Raw genomic sequence first — 20,134 nt, 5'->3', positions numbered from 1 at the left:
CGGCCACACACGCGCTCGTAGCGTTCATCGACGAGCACCGGGACCGCTTCGGCGGTGTCGAGCCGATCTGCCGCGTGCTGACCGAGCACGACTGCGAGATCGCCCCTGCCACCTACTACGCCCACCACAAACGCCGGACCACGCCGTCGGCCAGGACCGTGCGGGACGCGGAGTTGAAGGAGCAGATCAGCAGGGTCTTCGAGGCCAACTACCGTGTCTGCGGGGCGAGGAAGATCTGGCGCACGTCGACAGGATCCGCACCCGGTGTACCCGGGTGGCCGCCGCCCACCAGGCTGTTGCCGGACCCGGCTCGGCGGTGTGACGTCCCACGGGTGAGCATCCGCGGCTTTGTTACGGGCGGATGTATTGACACCGGTCAGGGGGCCGGGCAACATCCCATCCAACTTAATTAACTATCTGGTGCGTTAATTATCACCGCCGGGGTGTGCGACACTCACCCCTGCCCCGGCCACTCCCGCAACACACCGTTCACCGTCCCCGCGCCACCTCGCCCGCGCCTACCGGGCCGGTGGCTCTCGCCGAGGAGTTCACGTGTCCGCTCACCCACGCGCCGGCCGGGCACAGTCCGGACCGCCCCAAGGCAAGCCCCGCAAGGCCGCCCTCGCCGCCTGGATCGGCAGTGCCCTGGAGTACTACGACTTCTTCATTTACGGCAGCGCTGCCGCGCTGGTCTTCCCGAAGGTCTTCTTCGACCCGGCCGACCCGGCCACCGCGACCCTGATCTCACTGGCGACCTTCGGCGTCGCCTACGCCGCCCGCCCCGTCGGAGCCCTCTTCCTCGGCCACTTCGGGGACCGGCTCGGACGACGGACGGTCATGGTCTCGACCCTGATCCTGATGGGCCTGTCCACCTTGCTCATCGGCTGCCTGCCGACGTACGCGCAGGCCGGCACCATCGCCCCCGTGCTGCTCGTCCTGATGCGCGTGCTCCAGGGGCTGTCCGCGGCGGGCGAGCAGGCCAGCTCGAACGCCATGACGCTGGAACACGCGCCGGAGCACCGGCGCGGCTACTACACAAGCTTCACCGTGAACGGGACCCAGGCGGGCCAGATCCTCGCGACCCTGGTCTTCCTCCCGGTCGCGGCACTGCCCGACGAGCAGTTGTACTCGTGGGGCTGGCGCATCCCGTTCCTGCTGAGCGCCCTCGTCGCGATCGCGGGCTATGTGATTCGCCGCACCCTCGAAGAGACCCCGGTGTTCCAGCAGGCGTCCGCCGGTCAGGACGTGGCCAGGATGCCGCTGGCCGAGCTGCTCAGGAACCACTGGGCCGATGTGCTGCGGGTGGTAGCGGCGGCCCTGATCGCGACGGTCAGCACGATCTTCTCCGTCTGGGCGCTTTCGTTTGCCACCAGCGACACCGTCGGGCTCGGCAAGTCCGGCATGCTCTGGGTGAACGGCTGCGCCAACGCGGTGGCACTGCTCGCCATTCCGCTGTGGGCCAAGCTCTCCGACCGGATCGGCCGCAAGCCGGTCTTCCTCGCCGGCGCGCTCGGCTGCAGCGTGATGATCTTCGTCTATCTGTGGGCGATCTCCACGGGCAGCTACCCGCTGGTCTTCGTGGCCGGGCTGCTGTTCTTCGGCGTCGTCTACAGCGCGGCCAACGGCATCTGGCCGTCCTTCTACAGCGAGATGTTCCCGGCGAGGGTCCGGCTGTCGGGCGTGGCCGTCGGCACCCAGATCGGCTTCGCCGTCGCCGGGTTCGCCGTCACCTTCGCGGCGCAGATCGCCGGCCCGAACGGCGCCAACTGGCTGGGCGTCGCGGTCTTCACGGCGGTCTTCTGCGCGATCTGCGCGATCGCCGTGGCGACCGGGCGTGAGACGCACAAGGTCCCCACGGCGGAGCTCGGCCTGGGCCGCGGGCAGGAGTCGGCCGCAGCATCGGCCCGCGAGCCGGCCGCGTCCTGACCCCAACCCCCTGCCGACCGAACCCCTCCGTCAGGGCTGCCCCATGGCGGGCTTTCCCGGGGGCCGCCCTGGCTCCGTAATGAACGAACTAGTTAGTAAATGAAAGAGGTGTGCGATGCCGACCCCGGCTGCCACGGCACAGGAGACCCCTGTGCTCCTCCTCAACGGCCCCAACCTCAATCTGCCCGGGCTGCGCGAGCCCGCGGTCTACGGCAAGGACACCCTCGCCGACATCGAGGAGCTGTGCCGTGCCACCGCCACGGGCCTCCGGCTGCGCGTCCACTTCAGGCAGAGCAACCACGAGGGCGCCCTCATCGACGCCGTGCAGGAGGCACGTACGACGCGCCACGGCATCGTGATCAACCCGGCCGGGTACAGCCACACCTCGGTCGCGCTGCGGGACGCCCTCGCGGCGGTGGAGCTGCCGGTCGTGGAAGTCCACCTGTCGAACATCCACCGGCGAGAGCCCTTCCGGCACCACAGTCACGCCTCCGGTGTCGCCGACGCCGTCATCTGCGGAGCCGGCGCCCACGGCTACGCCTTCGCCCTGGCACACCTCGCCCGACTGACCCACCGGAGCCTTCGATGACCTCGCATCTCACCGGCCTGATCGGCTCCGGCATCGGCCCCTCGCTCAGCCCCGCGCTACACGAGCGCGAGGCGGACCGGCACGGCGTCCGTCTGGTCTACCGGACTCTCGACATCGACGTGCTGGGCGTCGCGCCCGAGGCAATCGGCGAGCTGCTGCACACCGCCCGCCGCCTCGGCTTCGACGGGCTGAACATCACCCATCCGTGCAAGCAGTTGGTGATCGAGCACCTGGACGAGCTGGCCCCCGAGGCCGCCGAACTCGGCGCCGTGAACACCGTCGTCTTCCGGGGCGGGCGCGCGATCGGGCACAACACCGATGTCACCGGCTTCGCCCAGTCCTTCGCCCGTGGCCTGCCGGACGCGCCGACCGGGCATGTCGTGCAGCTCGGCGCGGGCGGGGCGGGCGCCGCGGTGGCGCACGCGCTGCTGACCCTGGGCGTCGACCGGCTCACCCTGCTCGACACCGACCCCGCACGCGCCGCCGGGCTCGCCTCCGCGCTGACCGGTCGCTTCGGTCCCGGGCGCGCGTCCGGCGCGGCAGCGGCGGACGCGGCCGCGCACCTCGCCGGCGCCGACGGGCTCGTCCACGCCACCCCCACCGGGATGGCGGCGCACCCGGGGCTACCGCTGCCCGTAGAGCTGCTCCGCCGCAGCCTGTGGGTGGCCGAGGTCGTCTACCGCCCGCTGGAGACCGAGCTGCTGCGCCGGGCCAGGGCGCTCGGCTGCCGCACGCTCGACGGCGGCGGCATGGCCGTCTTCCAGGCCGCTGACGCCTTCAGACTCTTCACCGGCCTGGAACCGCACACCGAGCACATGCTCACCGATCTCGCCGGCCTGGCCGCCACCCCGGTCTGAGAATCCGAGAGGAGAACCCCTTGCGAAAGTCCATCGCCACCGTCTCGCTCAGCGGCCCGCTCTCCGAGAAGCTCACCGCCGCCGCCACCGCCGGATTCGACAGTGTGGAGATCTTCGAGAACGACCTGCTCGCCAGCCCGCTCAGTCCCGAGGACGTGCGCCTGCGCTGCGCCGACCTCGGCCTGAGCATCGATCTTTATCAGCCGTTCCGCGACTTCGAGGCCGTCCCCGCCGATGTACTCGCCCGCAATCTCCGGCGCGCGGAGCGGAAGTTCGACGTGATGGAGCGACTGGGCGCTGATCTGCTGTTGGTCTGCTCCAGCGTCGCCCCGGAGGCGATCGACGACGACGCGCTCGCTGCCACGCAGTTGCGGCTGCTTGCCGACCGGGCGCAGCAGCGCGGCATCCGCATCGCATACGAGGCACTCGCTTGGGGCCGTCACGTCCGCACGTACGACCACGCCTGGGGCATCGTCGAACTGGCCGACCATCCGGCGCTCGGCACGTGCCTGGACAGCTTCCACATCCTCTCCCGCGGCTCCGAACCCAAGGGCATCGCGGACATCCCCGGCGAGAAGATCTTCTTCCTGCAGCTGGCGGACGCACCGCTGATGGCGATGGACGTCCTGCAGTGGAGCCGTCACTACCGCTGTTTTCCCGGCCAGGGTGGCCTCGACGTCACCGGCGTGGTGTCGGCGGCTGTCAGGGCCGGATACCAGGGGCCGCTGTCCCTGGAAGTGTTCAACGACGTCTTCCGTCAGGCCGGAGCGGCGTCCAGCGCCGTCGACGCGCTGCGTTCCCTGCTCCTGCTGGAGGAGTCCGCGGGCCTTGCCGTGCCTCCCGCCCCGGTCGTCCCCTCCGGGTTCGCCTTCGCCGAGCTGACCGCCGCCGACACCGAGTCGCTGCGCGGTGTGCTGGGGGCACTGGGCTTCGCCCGTACCGGACGGCACACCTCCAAGCCGGTCGAGCTGTGGGAGCAGGGGGAGGCGCGGATTCTGGTGAACGCCGGCGCGGGCAGCCGCCGTACCGGACCGGCCCTGGCCGCCATCGGTCTGGAGACCCCCGACCCGGCGCAGGCCGCGCGGCGCGCGGAGGCCCTGCTCGCCCCCGTCGTACCGCGCCGCCGCGCCCCGCAAGACGCCCCGCTGGACGCCGTCGCCGCACCCGATGGCACGGAGCTGTTCTTCTGCCGTACGGGCAGGCCGGACCATCCGAGCTGGACCGGTGACTTCGCCGACGCACCGCCGGCGCCGGCCGGAGGCATCAGCCGCATCGATCACATCGCGCTGACCCAGCCATGGCACCAGTTCGACGAGGCCTCGCTGTTCTACCGCGGCGTGCTGGGGCTCGAGGCGGACGAGAGCCTCGATCTGGCCGACCCGTACGGGCTGTTCCGCAGCCGGGCCGTCGCAGGCTCGGACGGAGGCGTACGGATCGCCCTCAACGTCGCCCCCGCCCCGAGCCACGAGGACGCCCGGCCGCAGCACATCGCGCTGGCGACGGACGACATCGTCGCCACGGCCCGGCGCATCCGGGGGCAGGGCGCAGGGCTGCTGCCGATCCCTGCCAACTACTACGACGACCTGGACGCCCGCTACGAGATGGAGCCGCGCCTTCTGGACACGCTGAGGGAGTTGGGCATCCTCTACGACAGCGATGGCAGCGGCGAGTTCTTCCACTGCTACACCGCCACCGTCGGGCAGGTGTTTTTCGAGCTGGTGCAGCGCACGGGCGGCTACCGCGGGTACGGAGCGCAGAACGCGGGCGTGCGGCTGGCCGCGCAGCATGCGCACCAGCACGGCGTCTGATCCCTGCAGACCGCCTCCGACCTGCCATGAACGGCGACGTTAGACTGACAGGCGCCGACAGCCAGTCTCAACGAGGAGCCGCATGGCCGCCGTTCCCCCGTCAGCCCAGCCCGCCAGGCGCACCCGCGACGCGGCCCGGACCCAGGCGGAGATCCTCGACGTGGCCACGGAAGAGTTCGCCCGCCTCGGCTTCGCGGGCGCGCGCGTGGACGAGATCGCCGCCCGCATGCGCACCACGAAGCGGATGATCTACTACTATTTCGGCAGCAAGGAACAGCTCTTCACGGCGGTCCTCGAGCGGGCGTACGCGGTCATCCGGCGCCAGGAGCAGCAACTCGATGTCGAGCATCTCGACCCGGTCTCCGCGATCCGCCGGCTGGCCGAGCTCACCTTCGACCACCACGAGGCGCACCCGGATTTCATCCGCCTGGTCAGCATCGAGAACATCCACGAGGCCGAGCACATCGCCGCGGCGCCCAGCCTGGGCTCCCTCAGCTCGCCCGCGATCGAGGTCATCGGCCGCATCCTGGAAGCCGGGCGCGAGCGGGGCGTCTTCACGGCCGACGTGGACGCCGTCGACCTGCACGCGATGATCAGCTCGTTCTGCTTCTTCCGGGTGTCCAACCGGCACACCTTCCGTGCCCTCTTCGGACGCGATCTCACGGAACCGGACCGTCGCGAGCACTACCGGACGATGCTCGGCGACATGGTCATCGCCTACCTGACCTCGGCGGACTGACCGGCTCCGAACTGAGCGAACTGGTGATGGCCGCCGGGGTGGACGTCCGAGAGCCCCCAGAGGGGCGAGGCCGCGGTGGATCGCGTCGAGTGTTGGGGTGGTCGACTGCTTCGCTCGCTGTTTTGCCAGCTGCGTTGTGCGGACAGTGCCGAGCCCAGATGCACCGCACCAGGCGTTCGTCGCTGACCTGCCCGTACTCGGCGTTGCAGAGGTGCCTGGTGCGGTCATCGTGCTGGTCTCCTTCGAGTCTTGACATCCCGAAGATCAGCCGATGGCCGCCCTGAGTCAGACGCCGGCGATCTTGCGGAAGGTGTCGCCGGTGATGACGCAGCGGGGCGCGGCGCTGCACGTGTTCGATGAAGTAGTCCCACATCCGCTTCTGGTAGTAGGGCTCTGTCGTGTAGTAGTGCGAGCGGCCGGGCATGGGCAGCAGGTCGAAGTCCTTGCCGGCCTGGACCCGCCTGTCCAGGAACTGCTGCAGCAGCGGCGGCTCACACTCCTCGTCGATGTCTCCTTGAAGTGCTCTCCCTCATAAACGAGGGAGAGCACTTCAAACGGCCCCACAGCGTCCAGCAATCTGGCGATCACTCAACATGGCCAAACCATCGTGTCGCCGGAGTGACTGGATCTCACCTCCTGCACAATGTCCCCGTGCAGCCCCTGCCGGTTCCCTGCCCAGCTCACCTCATCCCGGACGCCACTGGCACCAACGCTTTCCACGACGTCTACCGCAACGCCATGACACACAACGCCGTATTCGTCGCAACCGAATCCGAACGACGCCAACGGTGGACCGTGAAAGCGGACACGCTCACCGCCGGCTCCGACCACACGGTCGACGACGCCGTCAACGATGCAATCCGGGCAGCGATCACCCGCCTGGTCCACAGCCACGAGGTCGACCTGGACGCTTACACAGGACCGATCTACTTCATGCTGCACGGCGTGCGGAGCGAGGAACGAGCCCGCGAACTCGCCGCCGCACTCCACGCCGCCCTCTACGGAGATCTGGAACCTTTGGCCCGCGCTGTCCCTTCCGCGCCCTGACTCGCCCGCGACCTGCTGGAAAGCGCTCCTACGACTGGGCGACCAGCGCGATCTTTGAAACAGTCACTCGTGGCTGGGGACGCGAGGGTGGGTGGCTATGCCGATGACCAGTAACACCGCATACCGATGAGTTCCGGCATCGGTTCATGCTCCGTGAGCGCGAGTAAGTCGGTGCGGGCGGCCCCTGCGTTCAGGCGGAGGGCTGTAGAAAGTGAGTGACGGCCGAGGCTTCCGTATCAATCAGAGCCTGAAGCTGCGACGACAGGGGCTCGAACGCGTCCACCTGAACGCAGCGTCCGGCGTCACGGCGGGTCCACGTGGCGATGGCCAGGCCGTCCGCGATGACCGTGGGGCGGATGACGCCGCCGCCTGGCCAGACCCGGCCGTGGTGAGCGGTGGGAACGGACAACTCCCGGGTGCGGTACCCGACGAGGTAGTTGTCGTAGCCAGGCAGCAGCCGCACATCCGGGGTGGCGGGAGTGCCCGGAGGTTCCTCTTTCCGTCCGGTCGGCACGCTCAGCGTGCCGTACTCGGTGATCGAGTCGGTCTGCGCAAGTGTCTTCCAGGCCCTGCGGGCCAGGGTGATCGGCAGGCCCGACCAGGCGGCGAAGTCGTCCACCCCGACGGGCGCGTGGGCGCGAAGGTAGTGGCCGGCGAGCTCGGCGACGGCCGTGTCCTCCTCCAACGGCGAGTCCCCGGCGACGGCCGGCAGCCAGTCGTCGAGCAGGACATACGTAGCCTCATCACCGCGTCGAGGGCCGTGACAGAGAACTCCGGTGAGTGCCGCGTGGCGGATCAGGTGGAACGACGCCTGCCCCTCCGGCTGAACGCCGACAGCGGCCAGGTGCTCCGTCAGTTCGGCCCGGGTGAGCGGTCCGTGTGCGGCAAGAACACGTCGGACAAGCCGGTCAGCGCGCTCACGCATACCGGCGTCCAGGCCGAGCTGGTGATAGCGGCGGCTGGTTGCGGCGAGGATGCGGGGAGCGAGCAGCCGCAGCACCCAGCGGGCATCCGAGCTGGGGACGGTGTGCAGGGTTCCGCGCATGAACCAGCCGCGGACGATGCACCGCTCATCCTCGTAAGCCGCGCGGATGTCCTCCGCGCTGATGTCCTGACCCCGTACTCGGATGCCCAGGTCCGCCGCCGCGGCGTCCTGCGCCTGGACGGCGAAGACCCGCCGCACGACGGCCTCGGCGGAGGTCTCCCGGATCCCATCGGTCAGGGCCTGCGCGTGGGCCCGCATTCTGCGGATGTGTTCCTGCGTCAGCATCGGATGTGCCGCCCCCTGGCAGCGTCAGGAGACGGCCGCGTGAAGGACATCGGCAAGCTCGCCGGGCGCGGACAGCATCGGCCAATGTCCGGTGGACAGGTCGAATCGGCGCCACGGTGCCTGGTTCAGAAAAGCCAGCATCGGCACCCCGGCATCCAGCAGCGCCCGGAAGTCGTTGCAAGCGATCAGGACACGGTCCACGCCGGGCCCCGGCTCGGCCGGGCCGGTGAGCTGCTGGGTGTAGGTGCCGAACGGCTGAGCGGTGGTACGTGCGCTCAGCACGTCCCGCTGGCCCTGGTCGAGCCCGTCGAGGCTGCTGGACAGGCCCAGCCCCTCGAAGGACGGCATCGGCAGCCGCCAGCCATCACCCTGGGCCGTGACCTGCTGGCCCAGCTGGTCCGCTGCCTCCGGTGGCATGAGGTCGAGCATGCGCATGCCCGCGGCGAACGGGGCGCTGTCCACGTAGACCACTCGCTCCAGCCGCTCGCCGAGACGCCCGGCTGCCCCGCTGACGGGGGCGGCCGCATAGCTGTGGGCGACCAGGGTGACCTCGCGCAAATCGTTCTTCGCGACGAAGTCGGTGATGTCCGCGATGTGCGTGTCCAGGTCCGTCTGGGGCCCGCCCTCCTCCGCACGCTCGGCCACGCCGGTCAACGTCAGCGGCAGCACCGTGTGGCCGTGCTCTCGCAGAGCGCGGGCGGTGTCTTCCCAGGCCCATGCCCCGAGCCAGGCACCGGGAACGAGTACGAAGGTGGCCATGTGATCTCCCTGAGGTGAGTGCTGCGGGGAGCGTAGAGTCAATACAGGACAGAATCAGCCCTGAAATGCCGAGTGACCGATGTCGCATCCCCTAAGCCGTGTGCTGACCCTGCTGGAACTGCTCCAGTCGAACGCCGGGCTCACCGGGCCGGAACTGGCCGATCGGCTGGACACCGACGCACGCACGGTCCGCCGGTACATCGCCCACCTGCGCGACCTGGGCATCCCCGTGCAGGCCGAGCGCGGCCGTTACGGCGGCTACCGGCTGGCCCGCGGCTACCGGCTGCCGCCCCTGGTGCTCACCAATGACGAGGCCCTCGCCGTCGTCCTCGGACTTCTCGCGGCTGAACGCCTCGGAATGGGCACGACCGTGCTGGCCGGCGCGGGCGCCCGGGCCAAGATCGAACGGATTCTTCCAGACGCTCTGCGGGAGCCGCTCACTGCCATGAGGGAGACCCTGTCCTTCACCGCGAACGCCGTGATCGCGCAGGCACCCGAAAGCGGCGTCCTGCTTGCCCTGGCTCAAGCCTCCCGCGCCAGGGCGACCGTTGGTATCAACTACCAGTCCTGGCGGCAGGACCAGACCGAGCGCGACATCGACCCCTACGGCGTGGTCTTCCACACCGGCCGCTGGTACCTCGTCGGCCACGACCACCTCCGCGACGACCTGCGGACCTTCCGCATCGACCGCGTCGCCTCCGTCCATCCCCGCACGAAGACCTTCACCATCCCCGACGGCTTCGACCCGGTCGCCCACCTGACCGCGACCCTCGCTCACGGGCCCTACCGCTGGCAGGTCGAGGTGACCATCCACGGCCCCCTCGACGAGATAGCCCGCCGCCTGCCGCGCTCGGCTGTCACACTCATCGCCCAACCCACCGGCGTCCTGATGCAAGCCCGCGCAGAGCGCCTCGACGGCATGGCACACATGCTCGCCTCTCTCGAATGGCCCTTCACCATCCACCGCCCCGACGAGCTCCGGCCGGCTCTCAAGAATCTGGCCGACCAGCTCGCAGCAGCGGCCGAACGCATACCAGAGGAACTGTCGCGGTAAATCACGGATTTAACGCGACAGAGCCTCTGCCCTCAGATCGACACCCCGCGATGGCCTTGTGTGTTCGATCGGACATGATCACCGCTGCCGGGGGCGAGGTGTACGCATTTACCGCGACGGTGGTGAAGGGGTGGGCGAGGGTGGCGATCGAACAGCCGGCCGTACCAACGGTCCGGGGCGCGCTGACGCTTCCGCGTGCCCGGGCGGTGCCACTGGCCGCCGGTCCGGCGACGTACGCCGCCGCGGTGGACCGATACCTCACAGCGGCAGGCATCTCCAAGGGCTCCGCAAGGGTCTACCGAATCTCGCTGTCCAACTGGTGCTGGATGCTGGCCGGCACCCCGACCCCGACCGGACCAGCCCGGCGCGGGGCGAAACCACCGGCGCTTCAGCCGTGTTCGCGGGTTCCAGACCCTCCGCATAGCCGGTTCATGCCACCATCCGGGTTCGCTCCGCAGCAGGCGGCGGACGCATGCCGCCATTCCAGGCCGGGGGCGTCGTCCGGGTTGACGATGATGTCGCCTCTCGGGCCCTGCGACACCAGCGGCTTGCCGTCCGCGTTGTAGTGAACGCCGCCGCGCAGCATCACCGGCCTGCGCACCTCGGCGACGACCAGGGGCGCGCCGTACGGCTCCGTCTCGATCGCATAGCGACCCGACGAACCGTTGCAGACGACGGACCGGGTTCGTCGGCGTCCCGCCACACGTAGTACGGCGCCTCGGGAAGCGCCGGAAGCCGCGTGAGCGGCCCCGTCCGCGGGACGCCGCACGTTGCGCGGACGAACACCACCGCTTCGCTCTCGGTGCCCGCGTCGGTGACATCGGCAGGCGGGGCGGCCTGCCTGCGGTCCGCCTCGCCGTCGCTCTGCCCCTGGTCTCGCCGTTCGTGCATGTGCTGACCGTACGCGGCACGCTCCCAGACGCGGCGTATACCTCCGCGTGGGTGGAGAGCGGTAGGGGGCGGGGACACGGCGGCTCATGGGTTCGCCGCCTGGCGTGCGGCCGCCGGGGCTGCCCACGCGCCTTTCAAGGCGGTACGCCGTCCGCAGCCGCACATACACGCCAGCGGGGCGGATGACGCAGGCAAAAAGGTGTTGAATCGCCACATTTCGCGCCAAGGCGCCTATTCTGACCCGCGGTGGCCTGTGGCCTTTGGGTCAGCGCGGTGGCGTGACCGCCTCGGCCAATGAGGCGGAGGCGCGTCGGTGATGAGACGTGAGAGCACGCGGCCCGACCGCGGCCGGCGGCCGTGGGCTCAGGTGGTGGCCACGGTCGCAGTGCCGGCCGTGACGGCCGCACGTCATCACACGGGCCGTTGCGGCCCGGGGCCCGGGTCGCCAGCCTTTTGGGTTCTTCGAGCGATAGGTGCGGCGATGATCAGTTGTGGGAAACGACGGCTGCCCGGCCCCGACCGGCAGGATACGGGCCCGAGCCGGCCCCTGCGGTGGGCGGCACGCGCACGCGCCTTGGTGGCGGGACTGGTCGTACTGGGGGCTGGGGCACTGCCGGTGACGGCGGCCACGCCGGCCCGGGCCGCGACATCCGGGACCTTCGCGTACGTCGCCAACTTCGTCTCGAACGACGTGTCGGTGGTCAACGCAGCCACCAACACCGTCACCACCACCATCCCCGTCGGTAGCCGCCCCAACTGGGTGGCGTTCAGCCCGGACGGCACCACCGCCTACACCGTCAACCTCGTCTCGAACAACGTGTCCGTGATCAACACGGCCACCAACACCGTCACCGCCACCATCCCCGTCGGCAGCAGCCCCCGGCAGGTGGCGGTCAGTCCCGACGGCACCACCGCCTACGTCACCAACGGCGGCTCGAACACGGTGTCGGTGATCAACACGGCCACCAACACCGTCACCGCCACCATCCCCGTCAGCCCCACCCCCGTAGGGGTGGCGGTCAGCCCCGACGGCACCACCGCCTACGTCACCAACACCGCCCCGAGCGCCGTGTCCGTGATCAACACAGCCACCAACACCGTCACCACCACCATCCCCGTCGGCTCCAGCCCCGAAGCGGTGGCGTTCAGCCCGGACGGCACCACCGCCTACACCGTCAACCTCGTCTCGAACAACGTGTCCGTGATCAACACGGCCACCAACACCGTCACCGCCACCGTCCCCGTCGGCACCCTCCCGTATTCGGTGGCGGTGAGCCCCGACGGCACCACCGCCTACGTCACCAACAGCGGCTCGAGCAACGTGTCGGTGATCAACGCGGCCACCAACACCGTCACCGCCACCATCCCCGTCGGCTCCACCCCCGAAGGGGTGGCGTTCAGCCCGGGCGGCACCCGTGCCTACGTCACCAACTACGGCTCGAACACCGTGTCGGTGATCGACACCGCCACCGACACCGTCACCACCACGGTCACCTCCAGCAGCAACCCCACCGCGGTGGCCACCGCCAGAGTCCCGGCCGTGGCCACCGCCACCTGCCCCACCGGCCACGTGATCACCGGCGGCGGATACCAGCAGAGCGGCGGCGCCGTCCCACCCACCCAGGTCTCCGACCGGCCCGTGGGCAACACCTGGCAGGTCCTCGCCGACAATCAGAACACCAACTACACGACCATCACCCCTTACGCCGTCTGCGCACCCTGACCCACCCGCAGCCCCGCAGCGGCCCCGCCGCGCCGCGGCGGGGCCGCAAGGACGCGACGCCTCTTCGTCGTGTCAGTCGCGGCTTGGTCGGCGGGCCCGGGGGCTCAACCCTCGTACGTGAATTCGTCGTGCGAGCTGGTAGGCGACGTGGCCACGCCGACCGTCACGGTGACGTCCACGGTCGTGCTCGTGGGCTTGCCCGACGGGGGTGCTTTGGCGACGATCTTGTCCGGTGAGTCGAACTGGACGGATGGCGAGATGTTCTTCCCGAATTGCACGGCCGCCCCCGGGGTGAAGCCCGAGCCGCTGATGGTGACCTGGTTGCCGACCTTCCCGCTGGGCGGGCTGACCGCGCTGACCACTACGGGTGCGGGTCCGTCGTAGGCGAACTGCCCTAGCGGAACGGCGGGTGACGTGCCGAGGTTGGTGGTGACGCGGACGTCGACGATGCCGGTTCCGTCGGGAGCGGTCGCGATGATCTGCTTACCGGACGTGTCGCGGTCGAACTTGACGCATGGGATCGGGCCGAAGTCGACGTGGCTGTCCTCGGTGAATCCACTGCCGGTGATGGTGACCAGCGTAGGGCCCTTTCCCGCGGTGGGATTCACCTCGGTCACCATTGGCCCGGCGGGGACGTCGGGCGCGCCCAGCAGGGTCAGGTACGTGGAGTTGGCGTGCTGGTACGCGACTTGGCCCAGGAAGTCTGCGGTGGTCTCGTTGACGAGCGTCTCGTCGTGCTTCGAGTAGTCCGCGTTGAGCGGCTTTTCGGTGCCGGGCTGGACGTAGACGTTGTCCTTCCGGAGCCCGATGATCACATCCAGCAGGCCCTTCACCTCTAGGTTGGCCTTCGGTCCCGGCAGTGGTCCCTGGTCCGAGTGCCAGTACCAGTTATCCCTGGCCTTTTCCAGATCGGACTCGACCCAGGCCTGCGGGACCAGGTCGTAGGCGTTGAAGTAGCGCTCGTTCAGGCTCCACGGCCGGGAGTTGACGTAGTCGGCGAAGCTCTGCAGGCCGGCGGTGGGGGCGGCGAAGGTGACGAGTGCGAACTTCGGATTGTTCGGAAACGGGGGCTGGGCTTGGAGGTACGTGGCCAGCATGGTGGCGATGCAGCCGCCGAGGCTGTGGCCGGTCACGTAGACCGTCGGCTGGGGCTCTGCGGACCCCAGGAGCGTCTTGAGTGCTTGCGTGAGGGTCGGGCCACTAGGGGGGCGCGCGGTGGCGACCTGAGTGAACGCGGCCATGGCGCCGGCCGAGACTGCGACGTCCTTCGATCCGCCGGCGGTGAACGGCACCACCGTGCCGACATCGAGGTCCTCCATCATGTCGGTCGGATTGCCGATCGTGCCGCGGACGGCCACGGCGATCTGGCTCAAGTCGGAGTTCGCGGCGATGTACGCGAGGTTCGCGTTGTCCGGGCTGAGCGCCAGCCACATCAGCTCCCACTTGCCGCCTGTGGCGAGCGTCGGGTCCTTCAGCTGGGCTTTGATGCCGAGTGTGGCGCGCTGGTGCTGGTCTTGCAGGGTTTCACCCGACGGGCGCGGGGTCGCCGCGGTGGCGGCGATTGCGGCGAGGGTCATGGTGACCTGGGCGGGGGTCGGGTCTGACTGGGTCGCGTTCGTCATATGTGCTCCTTGCGTGTCACCGGGGTCGAAGTGGGCCGCGGTGGCCGCTCCGTATGCGCCTGTGGGATCACTGGGTCGCGGACCCGTGTCCGTGTGGCACTCCGACTGTCGCGTTGATCGCATTCATCACGTTTCGCAGTGTTCGGCCGCTCGAGAATTCCGCGGCTCCGCAAGGCATCCGGCTCCCCGCCCTGCCGCGGGAGCGGCATATCGCGCTCCTTCGTGGGGCTCGGCCTTGCTGCGGCCACGAGCTGCCGGGGAGCTGCCACTAGTCCCAGTCTGCTTCTCGAGCGCCGCCCTCGCGACCCCGGCATGCCTTCACTGCCGTCACCGCTCAGATCACTGTCTTCGAGCAGGTCATCGGCCGTATGCGACGCTGCTGGGCCTGCCCTTCCTCCCGCCCGGCGGGCAGGAAGCGGAGAAGCCAGCGCCACCCCCCTAGGGGGTTGTGAACAGCTGCCGTCGAACAGCGTACGAGTGTGTTCTGGCGTGGATAGGCGAGTGTCCGGGCTGCGGTGGGCGCATGGGGAACGGAAGTTCCCTCATCGAATGAGTGACCTTCGCGGGGTGCTGGTCGTTGAGTGCCGTGACGGTGTTCTGCGTGGGTGGGATGGGGGGCGTGGTGGGTGGGCTGCGGGAGGTGGCGGCGCCGTTCGTGGTGCCCGGCCCGTCCGGGGTGTCGGTGCGTGACCGGCTCAAGCAGCTGACCACCGACGACGAGCAGGTACTGCGGTTGGCCGGTGACCATCTCGGCTCGCTCGCCTCCCGCGATCTGAAGGCACGCTGCGCGGCGGGGCCGGACCACGACAGTGATGCGTGGGCGGAGCGCAAGCGGGTGCTGACGGGGTTGTCGTCGTCTCGGTGGGCGGGGTCGATCACGAAGGCCACCCACGACCAGTGGGGACTGGCCCGGCGCGCCCAGCACGCGCACATACAGAGCCTGGAGACGGGAGTGCGCACCATCGCGCACCGGCTGTCCCTGCCACTCGGGGAGAAGGGCAGCAAGCACGCGCCGGGTGGCTACCGCTCGCGGCGGGAGTGGCACGCCAAGTCCCGCCGCCTGCACGTCCTCGAGGACCGACTCCAGGCCGTGCGGGCCGACTGGCAGGCCGGGGTGGTGCACGTGGTGCGCGGCGGCAAGCAGTTGCTGGCCAGCCGCCACCACCTCGATACGGCCCTGCTCACCGAGGCCGGGTGGCGGACCCGGTGGGAGGCCGGGCGCCGGTTCCTCCAGGCGGACGGGGAGTCCGGGAAGCGGTACGGCAACGAGACCATCCGCGTCACCCCCGACGGTGAGGTGAGCATCAAACTCCCCGCCCCGCTGGCCCACCTGGCGAACGCCCCGCACGGCCGGTACGTGCTGGCCGCGACGGTGGTGTTCGCGCACCGGGGCGAGCAGTGGCGCGACCGCGTCGCGGCGAACCGGGCTGTCGCGTACCGCATCCACGAAGACCCCGTGCGCGGCCGCTGGTACCTCACCGCTTCCTGGACCGTCCCCCCGGCCGCCGTCGTGCCCCTTGCGGTAGCCCGCGCGCGCGGGATGATCGGTGTCGACACCAACGCCGACCACCTCGCCGCCTGGCGCCTCGACCCACATGGCAACCCGGTCGGCCAACCACTCCGCTTCGGCTACGACCTGTCCGGCAGCGCCGGCCACCGCGACGCCCAACTCCGCCACGCCCTCACCCGCCTGCTGCACTTCGCGCAGCGCCACCGTCTCGCCATCGCGATCGAGGACCTCGACTTCGCCGCGGAGAAGACCCGGGAGAAGCACGGGCGGCGCAGGACGTTCCGCAGGCTGATCTCCGGCATGCCCACCTCCAAACTACGGGCACGGCTGGTCAGCATGGCTGCCGAACTCGGCATCCCCCTCGTCGCCGTCGACCCCGCCTACACCTCCCGATGGGGCGCCCAGCACTGGCAGAAGCCCCTCACCAGCAAGACCAGGAAACCCAGCCGACACGATGCCGCGAGCATCGCGATCGGCAGGCGCGCCCTCGGGCACCCGATCCGGCGTCGGACGGCACCGCCCCGCGACGACCGGAGTGATCGTCGCGGGCATCGGACCGTCCAGGCCGGCTCGGTGGCCCCGGGGCGTGAGGGAAACCGCCCCCGCGTCCCCGGACCACGGACACGATCCGTACGCGCCGGACGCGGCGAGAACGCGGTGGACCAGAACGCCCAACACCGCTCGGGGCGTTCGGCTGAGCATGAGTCGTGGCAACAGGACTCACTCCCGCTCAGTCTCTAGGAACGGTCTGTGTGATGTCGTGATCAATCGGCTGCTCGTATGAGGCCTTCGAGCCAGATCATCGAGGCGCGAAGTTCGAGGCCGACGAGATAGCGGGCTCCACCACCTTCACGAACGGCCCAACGGGCTGTCATTCCCGTTGCCCATGTGGCTCCGCTTCACCCTGTCGAAATCAGCAGGCGTGTCGGTCGCATCGGGCGCGAGGGGGTCATTGCTGGCGGCGTTTGAAGACGACCATCCGCAGGACCGTGAAGCGCACCACGGTCACCAGGGCGAAGCTCGGCGCAAGTACCAGGGTTTCTGCTGCTGGTGAGGCGGTGGGCCGGTAGTGGCGGAAGAGCAGGAGAGCGCCTGAGGTGACCAGGTACGCCAGGACGAACAGGCCACCCGCGGTCAGATGCGCCTGGAGGACCCGGACCGGGGACCCGTGAAAGGTCAGCCGGCGGTTGGCCTCCGTATTGAGGACGGTGACGACAAGTAGGGAGGTGAAATTGGCCAGGATGGGCGGCGACCACTGGCGCAGAACCCAGTACAGCATGGCCTGGGTCACTGTGGAGGCGACGCCGATCACGACGAACCAGAACACTTCCCTCGTCAGAGCGGTGCGGCCGAGCCGGGTGGCGGCGCTGCGCCGTGCGCTGAGGCGTCGCACCCCACCATCATGTGGCCATCGTGCTCCCCGTCGAGCCGTGCGGAGCGCCGGTTCAACTGTTCGGCTGACGACAGACACCCGCATGCACGACAGGCACGGAGATCCGACCCGATCTGTGCCAGTTTGTGGCTGACGATTGGACAGGCACTGACGGAGCGGTGGGGTTCGATCCACACGTTGAGAGACGGTCTGGTGATACAGGAGGCAGTCGTTGGACAGTGGCGGACGGCCATCGGCTGCGGGTTCCGGCGGGCCGCAGCGGCGGGGATCGGACGAGGGGCACGCGCAGGGGCGCCTCAAGCGCGTTCGCGCTGCCGCGGCGGCGCGGGCCGCCCAGGGGGCCGCTCGTACCAGGGCCCTCGTGCGCCGGGTCGAGCGGACTCCTCCGCCCCCGGGGCCTTTCCGTCCCGGGTTTTGGCGTAGTCCGATCCGTGGGCCTTGGCTGACATCGGTATTCGGACTGGTCCTCCTGATCGGCATTCCGCTGCTGTTCGTCACCGGACTGCTCTCCTACGCCTCCTACAACCCCGACCTGAACCCCCTCAACGACGAGACCCCCGACAAGGGCGTCCTGGGCTTCTACCTCTTCAGCTGGCCCACACACCCGTACTGGCTCTACCGGCTGCTCCAGGGCGTGCACGTGACGCTGGGCGTGGTCCTGGTGCCGGTGCTGCTGGCAAAGCTGTGGTCGGTGATCCCGAAGCTGTTCGAATGGCTGCCGGTACGCTCCGTCGCCCACGGTCTGGAGCGGCTGTCCCTGCTGATGCTGGTCGGCGGCGTCATCTTCGAATTCGTCACCGGCATCCTCAACATCCAGCTCTACTACGTCTTCCCGGGCTCGTTCTACCGCCTGCACTTCTACGGCGCCTGGGTGTTCATCGCCGCCTTCGTCGTCCATGTGTGCCTCAGACTCGGCCGGATGACACGGGCCCTGCGCTCGCGCAGCCTGGGCGGCGAACTGCGCACCGACCTTGCCCACACCGTGCCCGAACCACCCGATCCCGACGGCCTGGTGGCAGCCACTCCCGCCCCGCCCACGATGACCCGCCGCGGCGCGGTCGGCATGGTGGGAGCGGGATCGCTGCTCCTGTTCGTCGTGACCGCCGGACAGAGCATCGGCGGCCGGCTGCGCCCCACCGCGCTCCTCGCGCCCCACAACCGCGATCCGGGCAGCGGCCCGAACAGCTTCCAGATCAACAAGACAGCGGCGAAGGTGGGCGTCACCCCCGCGCTCGTCGGCCCCACCTGGCGGCTGGAGGTGCACGGACGAGGCGCGCCACGGGTCTTCACCCGCGAGCAGCTCCTGGCGATGCCCCAGCACGCCGCCGCACTGCCGATCGCCTGCGTGGAGGGATGGTCCACCGAAGACCAGCACTGGAGCGGCCTACGGCTGGCCGACCTCGCCGCGCTCGCCGGACTGCCCGACGCCGCAAGCGTCCTGGTCCAGTCCATCCAACCCCGCGGCCCCTTCACCCGGGTGGCGCTGCGGGGCAACCAGATCCACGACCCGCGAGCGCTGCTCGCACTCCGCGTCAACGGCGCGGACCTCTCACTCGACCACGGCTACCCGGCCCGCATCATCGTCCCGGCCAACCCCGGTGTGAACAACACCAAGTGGGTCCACCGGCTCACCTTCAGGGCGTGACCATGGCACGAATCGTCCGCTGGTACGGCTCCGGCCCCCTGCACCTGCTCGTCCTGATCGCCTCGTTCGCCCTGACCGGCTACGCCATGGTGCTCCTGTTCGCCGTCCAGCCCTGGGAAGTGGCGATCTGGTTCGTCGGTGCGGCGATCCTCCACGACCTCATCCTGCTGCCCCTGTACTCGCTGGCCGACCTGTCGGCCCTCTCCGTACTGCGGCACCGGGCCCCCGCCAGACCGACGGTGCCGTGGATCAACTACCTGCGCGTTCCCGCCTTCCTGTCCGGTCTGCTCCTGCTGGTCTGGTTCCCCCTCATCTTCCGTCTGGCGGTCCCCTACCCCGGTGACACCGGACTGTCCTACAGCGTCTACCTCGGCCGGTGGCTGGCGATCACCGGCGTGCTCTTTGCGGCCTCCGCGGCGGCCTTCTCGATGAGACTGTGCCGCCTGAGGCGGGCCGGCCGCGGCGACGAAGACCGGCCCGCCGCAGATCATGGCGCAGCACCGTGACAGCGTACGAGGGCGAGCTGTACGACGCCGACGAGGATCCCTACGCGCTCGCCCTGCGACCCGGCCGAGAACCGGTGTTCCTACGGCTGGCCGACGGGCGCCGGATCCGGGTGCCGGCGCACCGGTGGCACGAGCAGCCCACGGTGGCCGACAAGACCGTGCTCGAACGCTGTGCCGGCCCCGTCCTCGACGTCGGCTGCGGCCCGGGCCGCATGTGCAGAGCACTCCTGAGCCGGGGAGTCTTCGCCCTCGGGGTCGACATCGCACCTCGCGCGGTCGCACTGACCACCGCCCTGGGCGGGCTCGCACTGTGCCGATCGGTCTTCGACCGGCTGCCCGCCGAGAGAGGCTGGCAGACGGTGCTGCTCATCGACGGCAACATCGGCATCGGAGGCGACCCTCATGGCCTGCTGCACCGCTGCGCCGGACTCATCGCCACCAACGGGCGCCTCGTCGTCGAGGTCGACCCCGATGACATCGAAGAGCTGTGCCCCGCCAGGTTCGAGAACCTCCAGGGCGAGAGCGGTCCGTTCTTTCCCTGGGCGCGGCTCGGACGACCAGCGCTCCACAGGATCGCCGCCAACCTTGCCCTCAGCGTCACCGACCAGTGGGGATACAACCACCGACGCTTCCTCGCCCTCGGCCGCCCGGATTCGACTTCGGGACCTCGCTGATGACGCGGGGTCGGCCACGCGGCGGCGGGGAGACACGACGTACGCCGACCGGACACCGAGCGCGGCACCAGCTCGTGCCACTCGCTCGGAGCAACCGACGGCAACCGGCACGTGCGATCCA

The 20,134-nt window shown here is 69.7% G+C and carries 17 protein-coding genes and 1 pseudogene; 13 read left to right on the top strand and 5 right to left on the bottom strand.

The annotated features are described in order from the left end of the window. From ACWD5D_RS42465 to ACWD5D_RS42435, 7 genes and pseudogenes are all read left to right on the top strand, one after another. Window positions 1–242: pseudogene (locus ACWD5D_RS42465) on the top strand (IS3 family transposase); the annotation flags it as partial. Between the two features lie 310 nt (window positions 243–552). After that, on the top strand, window positions 553–1,926 hold the full coding sequence (locus tag ACWD5D_RS42460) for an MFS transporter (RefSeq protein WP_451378110.1): 1,374 nt from the start codon (window positions 553–555) through the stop codon (window positions 1,924–1,926). Window positions 1,927–2,041: 115 nt separating this feature from the next. Beyond that, entirely contained in the window at window positions 2,042–2,515 is a 474-nt protein-coding gene (gene aroQ, locus ACWD5D_RS42455; RefSeq protein WP_451378109.1) for a type II 3-dehydroquinate dehydratase, read from the top strand. Then, window positions 2,512–3,372, top strand: a complete 861-nt coding sequence (locus ACWD5D_RS42450; protein ID WP_451378108.1) for a shikimate dehydrogenase — start codon at window positions 2,512–2,514, stop codon at window positions 3,370–3,372. The genes aroQ and ACWD5D_RS42450 overlap by 4 nt, the downstream gene beginning before the upstream one ends. 20 nt (window positions 3,373–3,392) lie before the next feature. Next, entirely contained in the window at window positions 3,393–5,180 is a 1,788-nt protein-coding gene (locus tag ACWD5D_RS42445) for a bifunctional sugar phosphate isomerase/epimerase/4-hydroxyphenylpyruvate dioxygenase family protein (RefSeq protein WP_451378107.1), read from the top strand. An 82-nt stretch (window positions 5,181–5,262) separates the two neighbouring features. Continuing rightward, window positions 5,263–5,919, top strand: a complete 657-nt coding sequence (locus ACWD5D_RS42440; protein WP_451378106.1) for a TetR/AcrR family transcriptional regulator — start codon at window positions 5,263–5,265, stop codon at window positions 5,917–5,919. Between the two features lie 651 nt (window positions 5,920–6,570). After that, on the top strand, window positions 6,571–6,966 hold the full coding sequence (locus tag ACWD5D_RS42435; RefSeq protein WP_451378105.1) for a hypothetical protein: 396 nt from the start codon (window positions 6,571–6,573) through the stop codon (window positions 6,964–6,966). A 190-nt stretch (window positions 6,967–7,156) separates the two neighbouring features. Here ACWD5D_RS42435 and ACWD5D_RS42430 read toward each other — a convergent pair whose 3' ends face one another. Then, window positions 7,157–8,236 carry a winged helix DNA-binding domain-containing protein gene (locus ACWD5D_RS42430; protein ID WP_451378104.1) on the bottom strand — a complete coding sequence of 360 codons (1,080 nt, stop codon included), beginning with the start codon at window positions 8,234–8,236 and terminating at the stop codon, window positions 7,157–7,159. Window positions 8,237–8,260: 24 nt separating this feature from the next. After that, the gene (locus tag ACWD5D_RS42425; RefSeq protein WP_451378103.1) at window positions 8,261–8,995 is read right to left on the bottom strand and encodes an alpha/beta fold hydrolase; all 735 of its coding nucleotides are present in this window, start codon (window positions 8,993–8,995) and stop codon (window positions 8,261–8,263) included. A 100-nt stretch (window positions 8,996–9,095) separates the two neighbouring features. Between ACWD5D_RS42425 and ACWD5D_RS42420 the strand changes: the two genes are divergently transcribed. Then, window positions 9,096–10,049 (top strand): helix-turn-helix transcriptional regulator, encoded by a 954-nt coding sequence (locus ACWD5D_RS42420; protein WP_451378102.1) that lies wholly within the window; start codon window positions 9,096–9,098, stop codon window positions 10,047–10,049. A 388-nt stretch (window positions 10,050–10,437) separates the two neighbouring features. Here ACWD5D_RS42420 and ACWD5D_RS42415 read toward each other — a convergent pair whose 3' ends face one another. Further along, window positions 10,438–10,752: a hypothetical protein gene (locus ACWD5D_RS42415; protein ID WP_451378101.1), complete on the bottom strand. Its 315-nt coding sequence runs from the start codon at window positions 10,750–10,752 to the stop codon at window positions 10,438–10,440. Between the two features lie 804 nt (window positions 10,753–11,556). Here ACWD5D_RS42415 and ACWD5D_RS42410 point away from each other — a divergent pair. After that, window positions 11,557–12,663, top strand: coding sequence for a beta-propeller fold lactonase family protein (locus ACWD5D_RS42410; RefSeq protein WP_451378100.1), 1,107 nt, complete (start codon window positions 11,557–11,559; stop codon window positions 12,661–12,663). A 104-nt stretch (window positions 12,664–12,767) separates the two neighbouring features. Here the strand turns inward: ACWD5D_RS42410 and ACWD5D_RS42405 are convergent, their stop codons facing one another. Then, complete coding sequence (locus tag ACWD5D_RS42405) at window positions 12,768–14,285, bottom strand: lipase family protein (RefSeq protein WP_451378099.1); 1,518 nt, start codon at window positions 14,283–14,285, stop codon at window positions 12,768–12,770. A gap of 622 nt (window positions 14,286–14,907) precedes the next feature. On the opposite strand from ACWD5D_RS42405, the gene ACWD5D_RS42400 reads away from it, so the two are divergent. Beyond that, window positions 14,908–16,536 (top strand): IS200/IS605 family accessory protein TnpB-related protein, encoded by a 1,629-nt coding sequence (locus ACWD5D_RS42400; protein ID WP_451378113.1) that lies wholly within the window; start codon window positions 14,908–14,910, stop codon window positions 16,534–16,536. A 208-nt stretch (window positions 16,537–16,744) separates the two neighbouring features. On the opposite strand, the gene ACWD5D_RS42395 is transcribed toward ACWD5D_RS42400, so the two are convergent. Continuing rightward, a complete protein-coding gene (locus ACWD5D_RS42395; protein WP_451378098.1) occupies window positions 16,745–17,188 on the bottom strand; it encodes a GtrA family protein in 444 nt (147 codons plus the stop codon). 361 nt (window positions 17,189–17,549) lie between these two features. Here ACWD5D_RS42395 and ACWD5D_RS42390 point away from each other — a divergent pair, with 361 nt between their 5' ends. Genes ACWD5D_RS42390 through ACWD5D_RS42380 form a run of 3 tightly spaced genes read left to right on the top strand, consistent with a single transcriptional unit; the run spans window position 17,550 to window position 20,013 of the window. Continuing rightward, complete coding sequence (locus tag ACWD5D_RS42390) at window positions 17,550–18,833, top strand: molybdopterin-dependent oxidoreductase (protein WP_451378097.1); 1,284 nt, start codon at window positions 17,550–17,552, stop codon at window positions 18,831–18,833. A gap of 2 nt (window positions 18,834–18,835) precedes the next feature. Continuing rightward, a complete protein-coding gene (locus tag ACWD5D_RS42385) occupies window positions 18,836–19,339 on the top strand; it encodes a hypothetical protein (RefSeq protein WP_451378112.1) in 504 nt (167 codons plus the stop codon). Then, window positions 19,336–20,013: a class I SAM-dependent methyltransferase gene (locus tag ACWD5D_RS42380; protein ID WP_451378096.1), complete on the top strand. Its 678-nt coding sequence runs from the start codon at window positions 19,336–19,338 to the stop codon at window positions 20,011–20,013. Before ACWD5D_RS42385 ends, ACWD5D_RS42380 begins: the two co-directional genes overlap by 4 nt. Window positions 20,014–20,134: the final 121 nt, after the last annotated feature.

It is taken from the genome of Streptomyces sp. NPDC002520 (assembly GCF_053595235.1).
This window is presented reverse-complemented; position numbering and strand designations above follow the sequence as displayed.

Coding starts and splice junctions, on each gene's coding strand:
- aroQ (WP_451378109.1), top strand. CDS start 2,042: ATGCCGACCCCGGCTGCCACGGCACAGGAGACCCCTGTGCTCCTCCTC.
- ACWD5D_RS42450 (WP_451378108.1), top strand. CDS start 2,512: ATGACCTCGCATCTCACCGGCCTGATCGGCTCCGGCATCGGCCCCTCG.
- ACWD5D_RS42440 (WP_451378106.1), top strand. CDS start 5,263: ATGGCCGCCGTTCCCCCGTCAGCCCAGCCCGCCAGGCGCACCCGCGAC.
- ACWD5D_RS42430 (WP_451378104.1), bottom strand. CDS start 8,236: ATGCTGACGCAGGAACACATCCGCAGAATGCGGGCCCACGCGCAGGCC.
- ACWD5D_RS42425 (WP_451378103.1), bottom strand. CDS start 8,995: ATGGCCACCTTCGTACTCGTTCCCGGTGCCTGGCTCGGGGCATGGGCC.
- ACWD5D_RS42405 (WP_451378099.1), bottom strand. CDS start 14,285: ATGACGAACGCGACCCAGTCAGACCCGACCCCCGCCCAGGTCACCATG.
- ACWD5D_RS42385 (WP_451378112.1), top strand. CDS start 18,836: ATGGCACGAATCGTCCGCTGGTACGGCTCCGGCCCCCTGCACCTGCTC.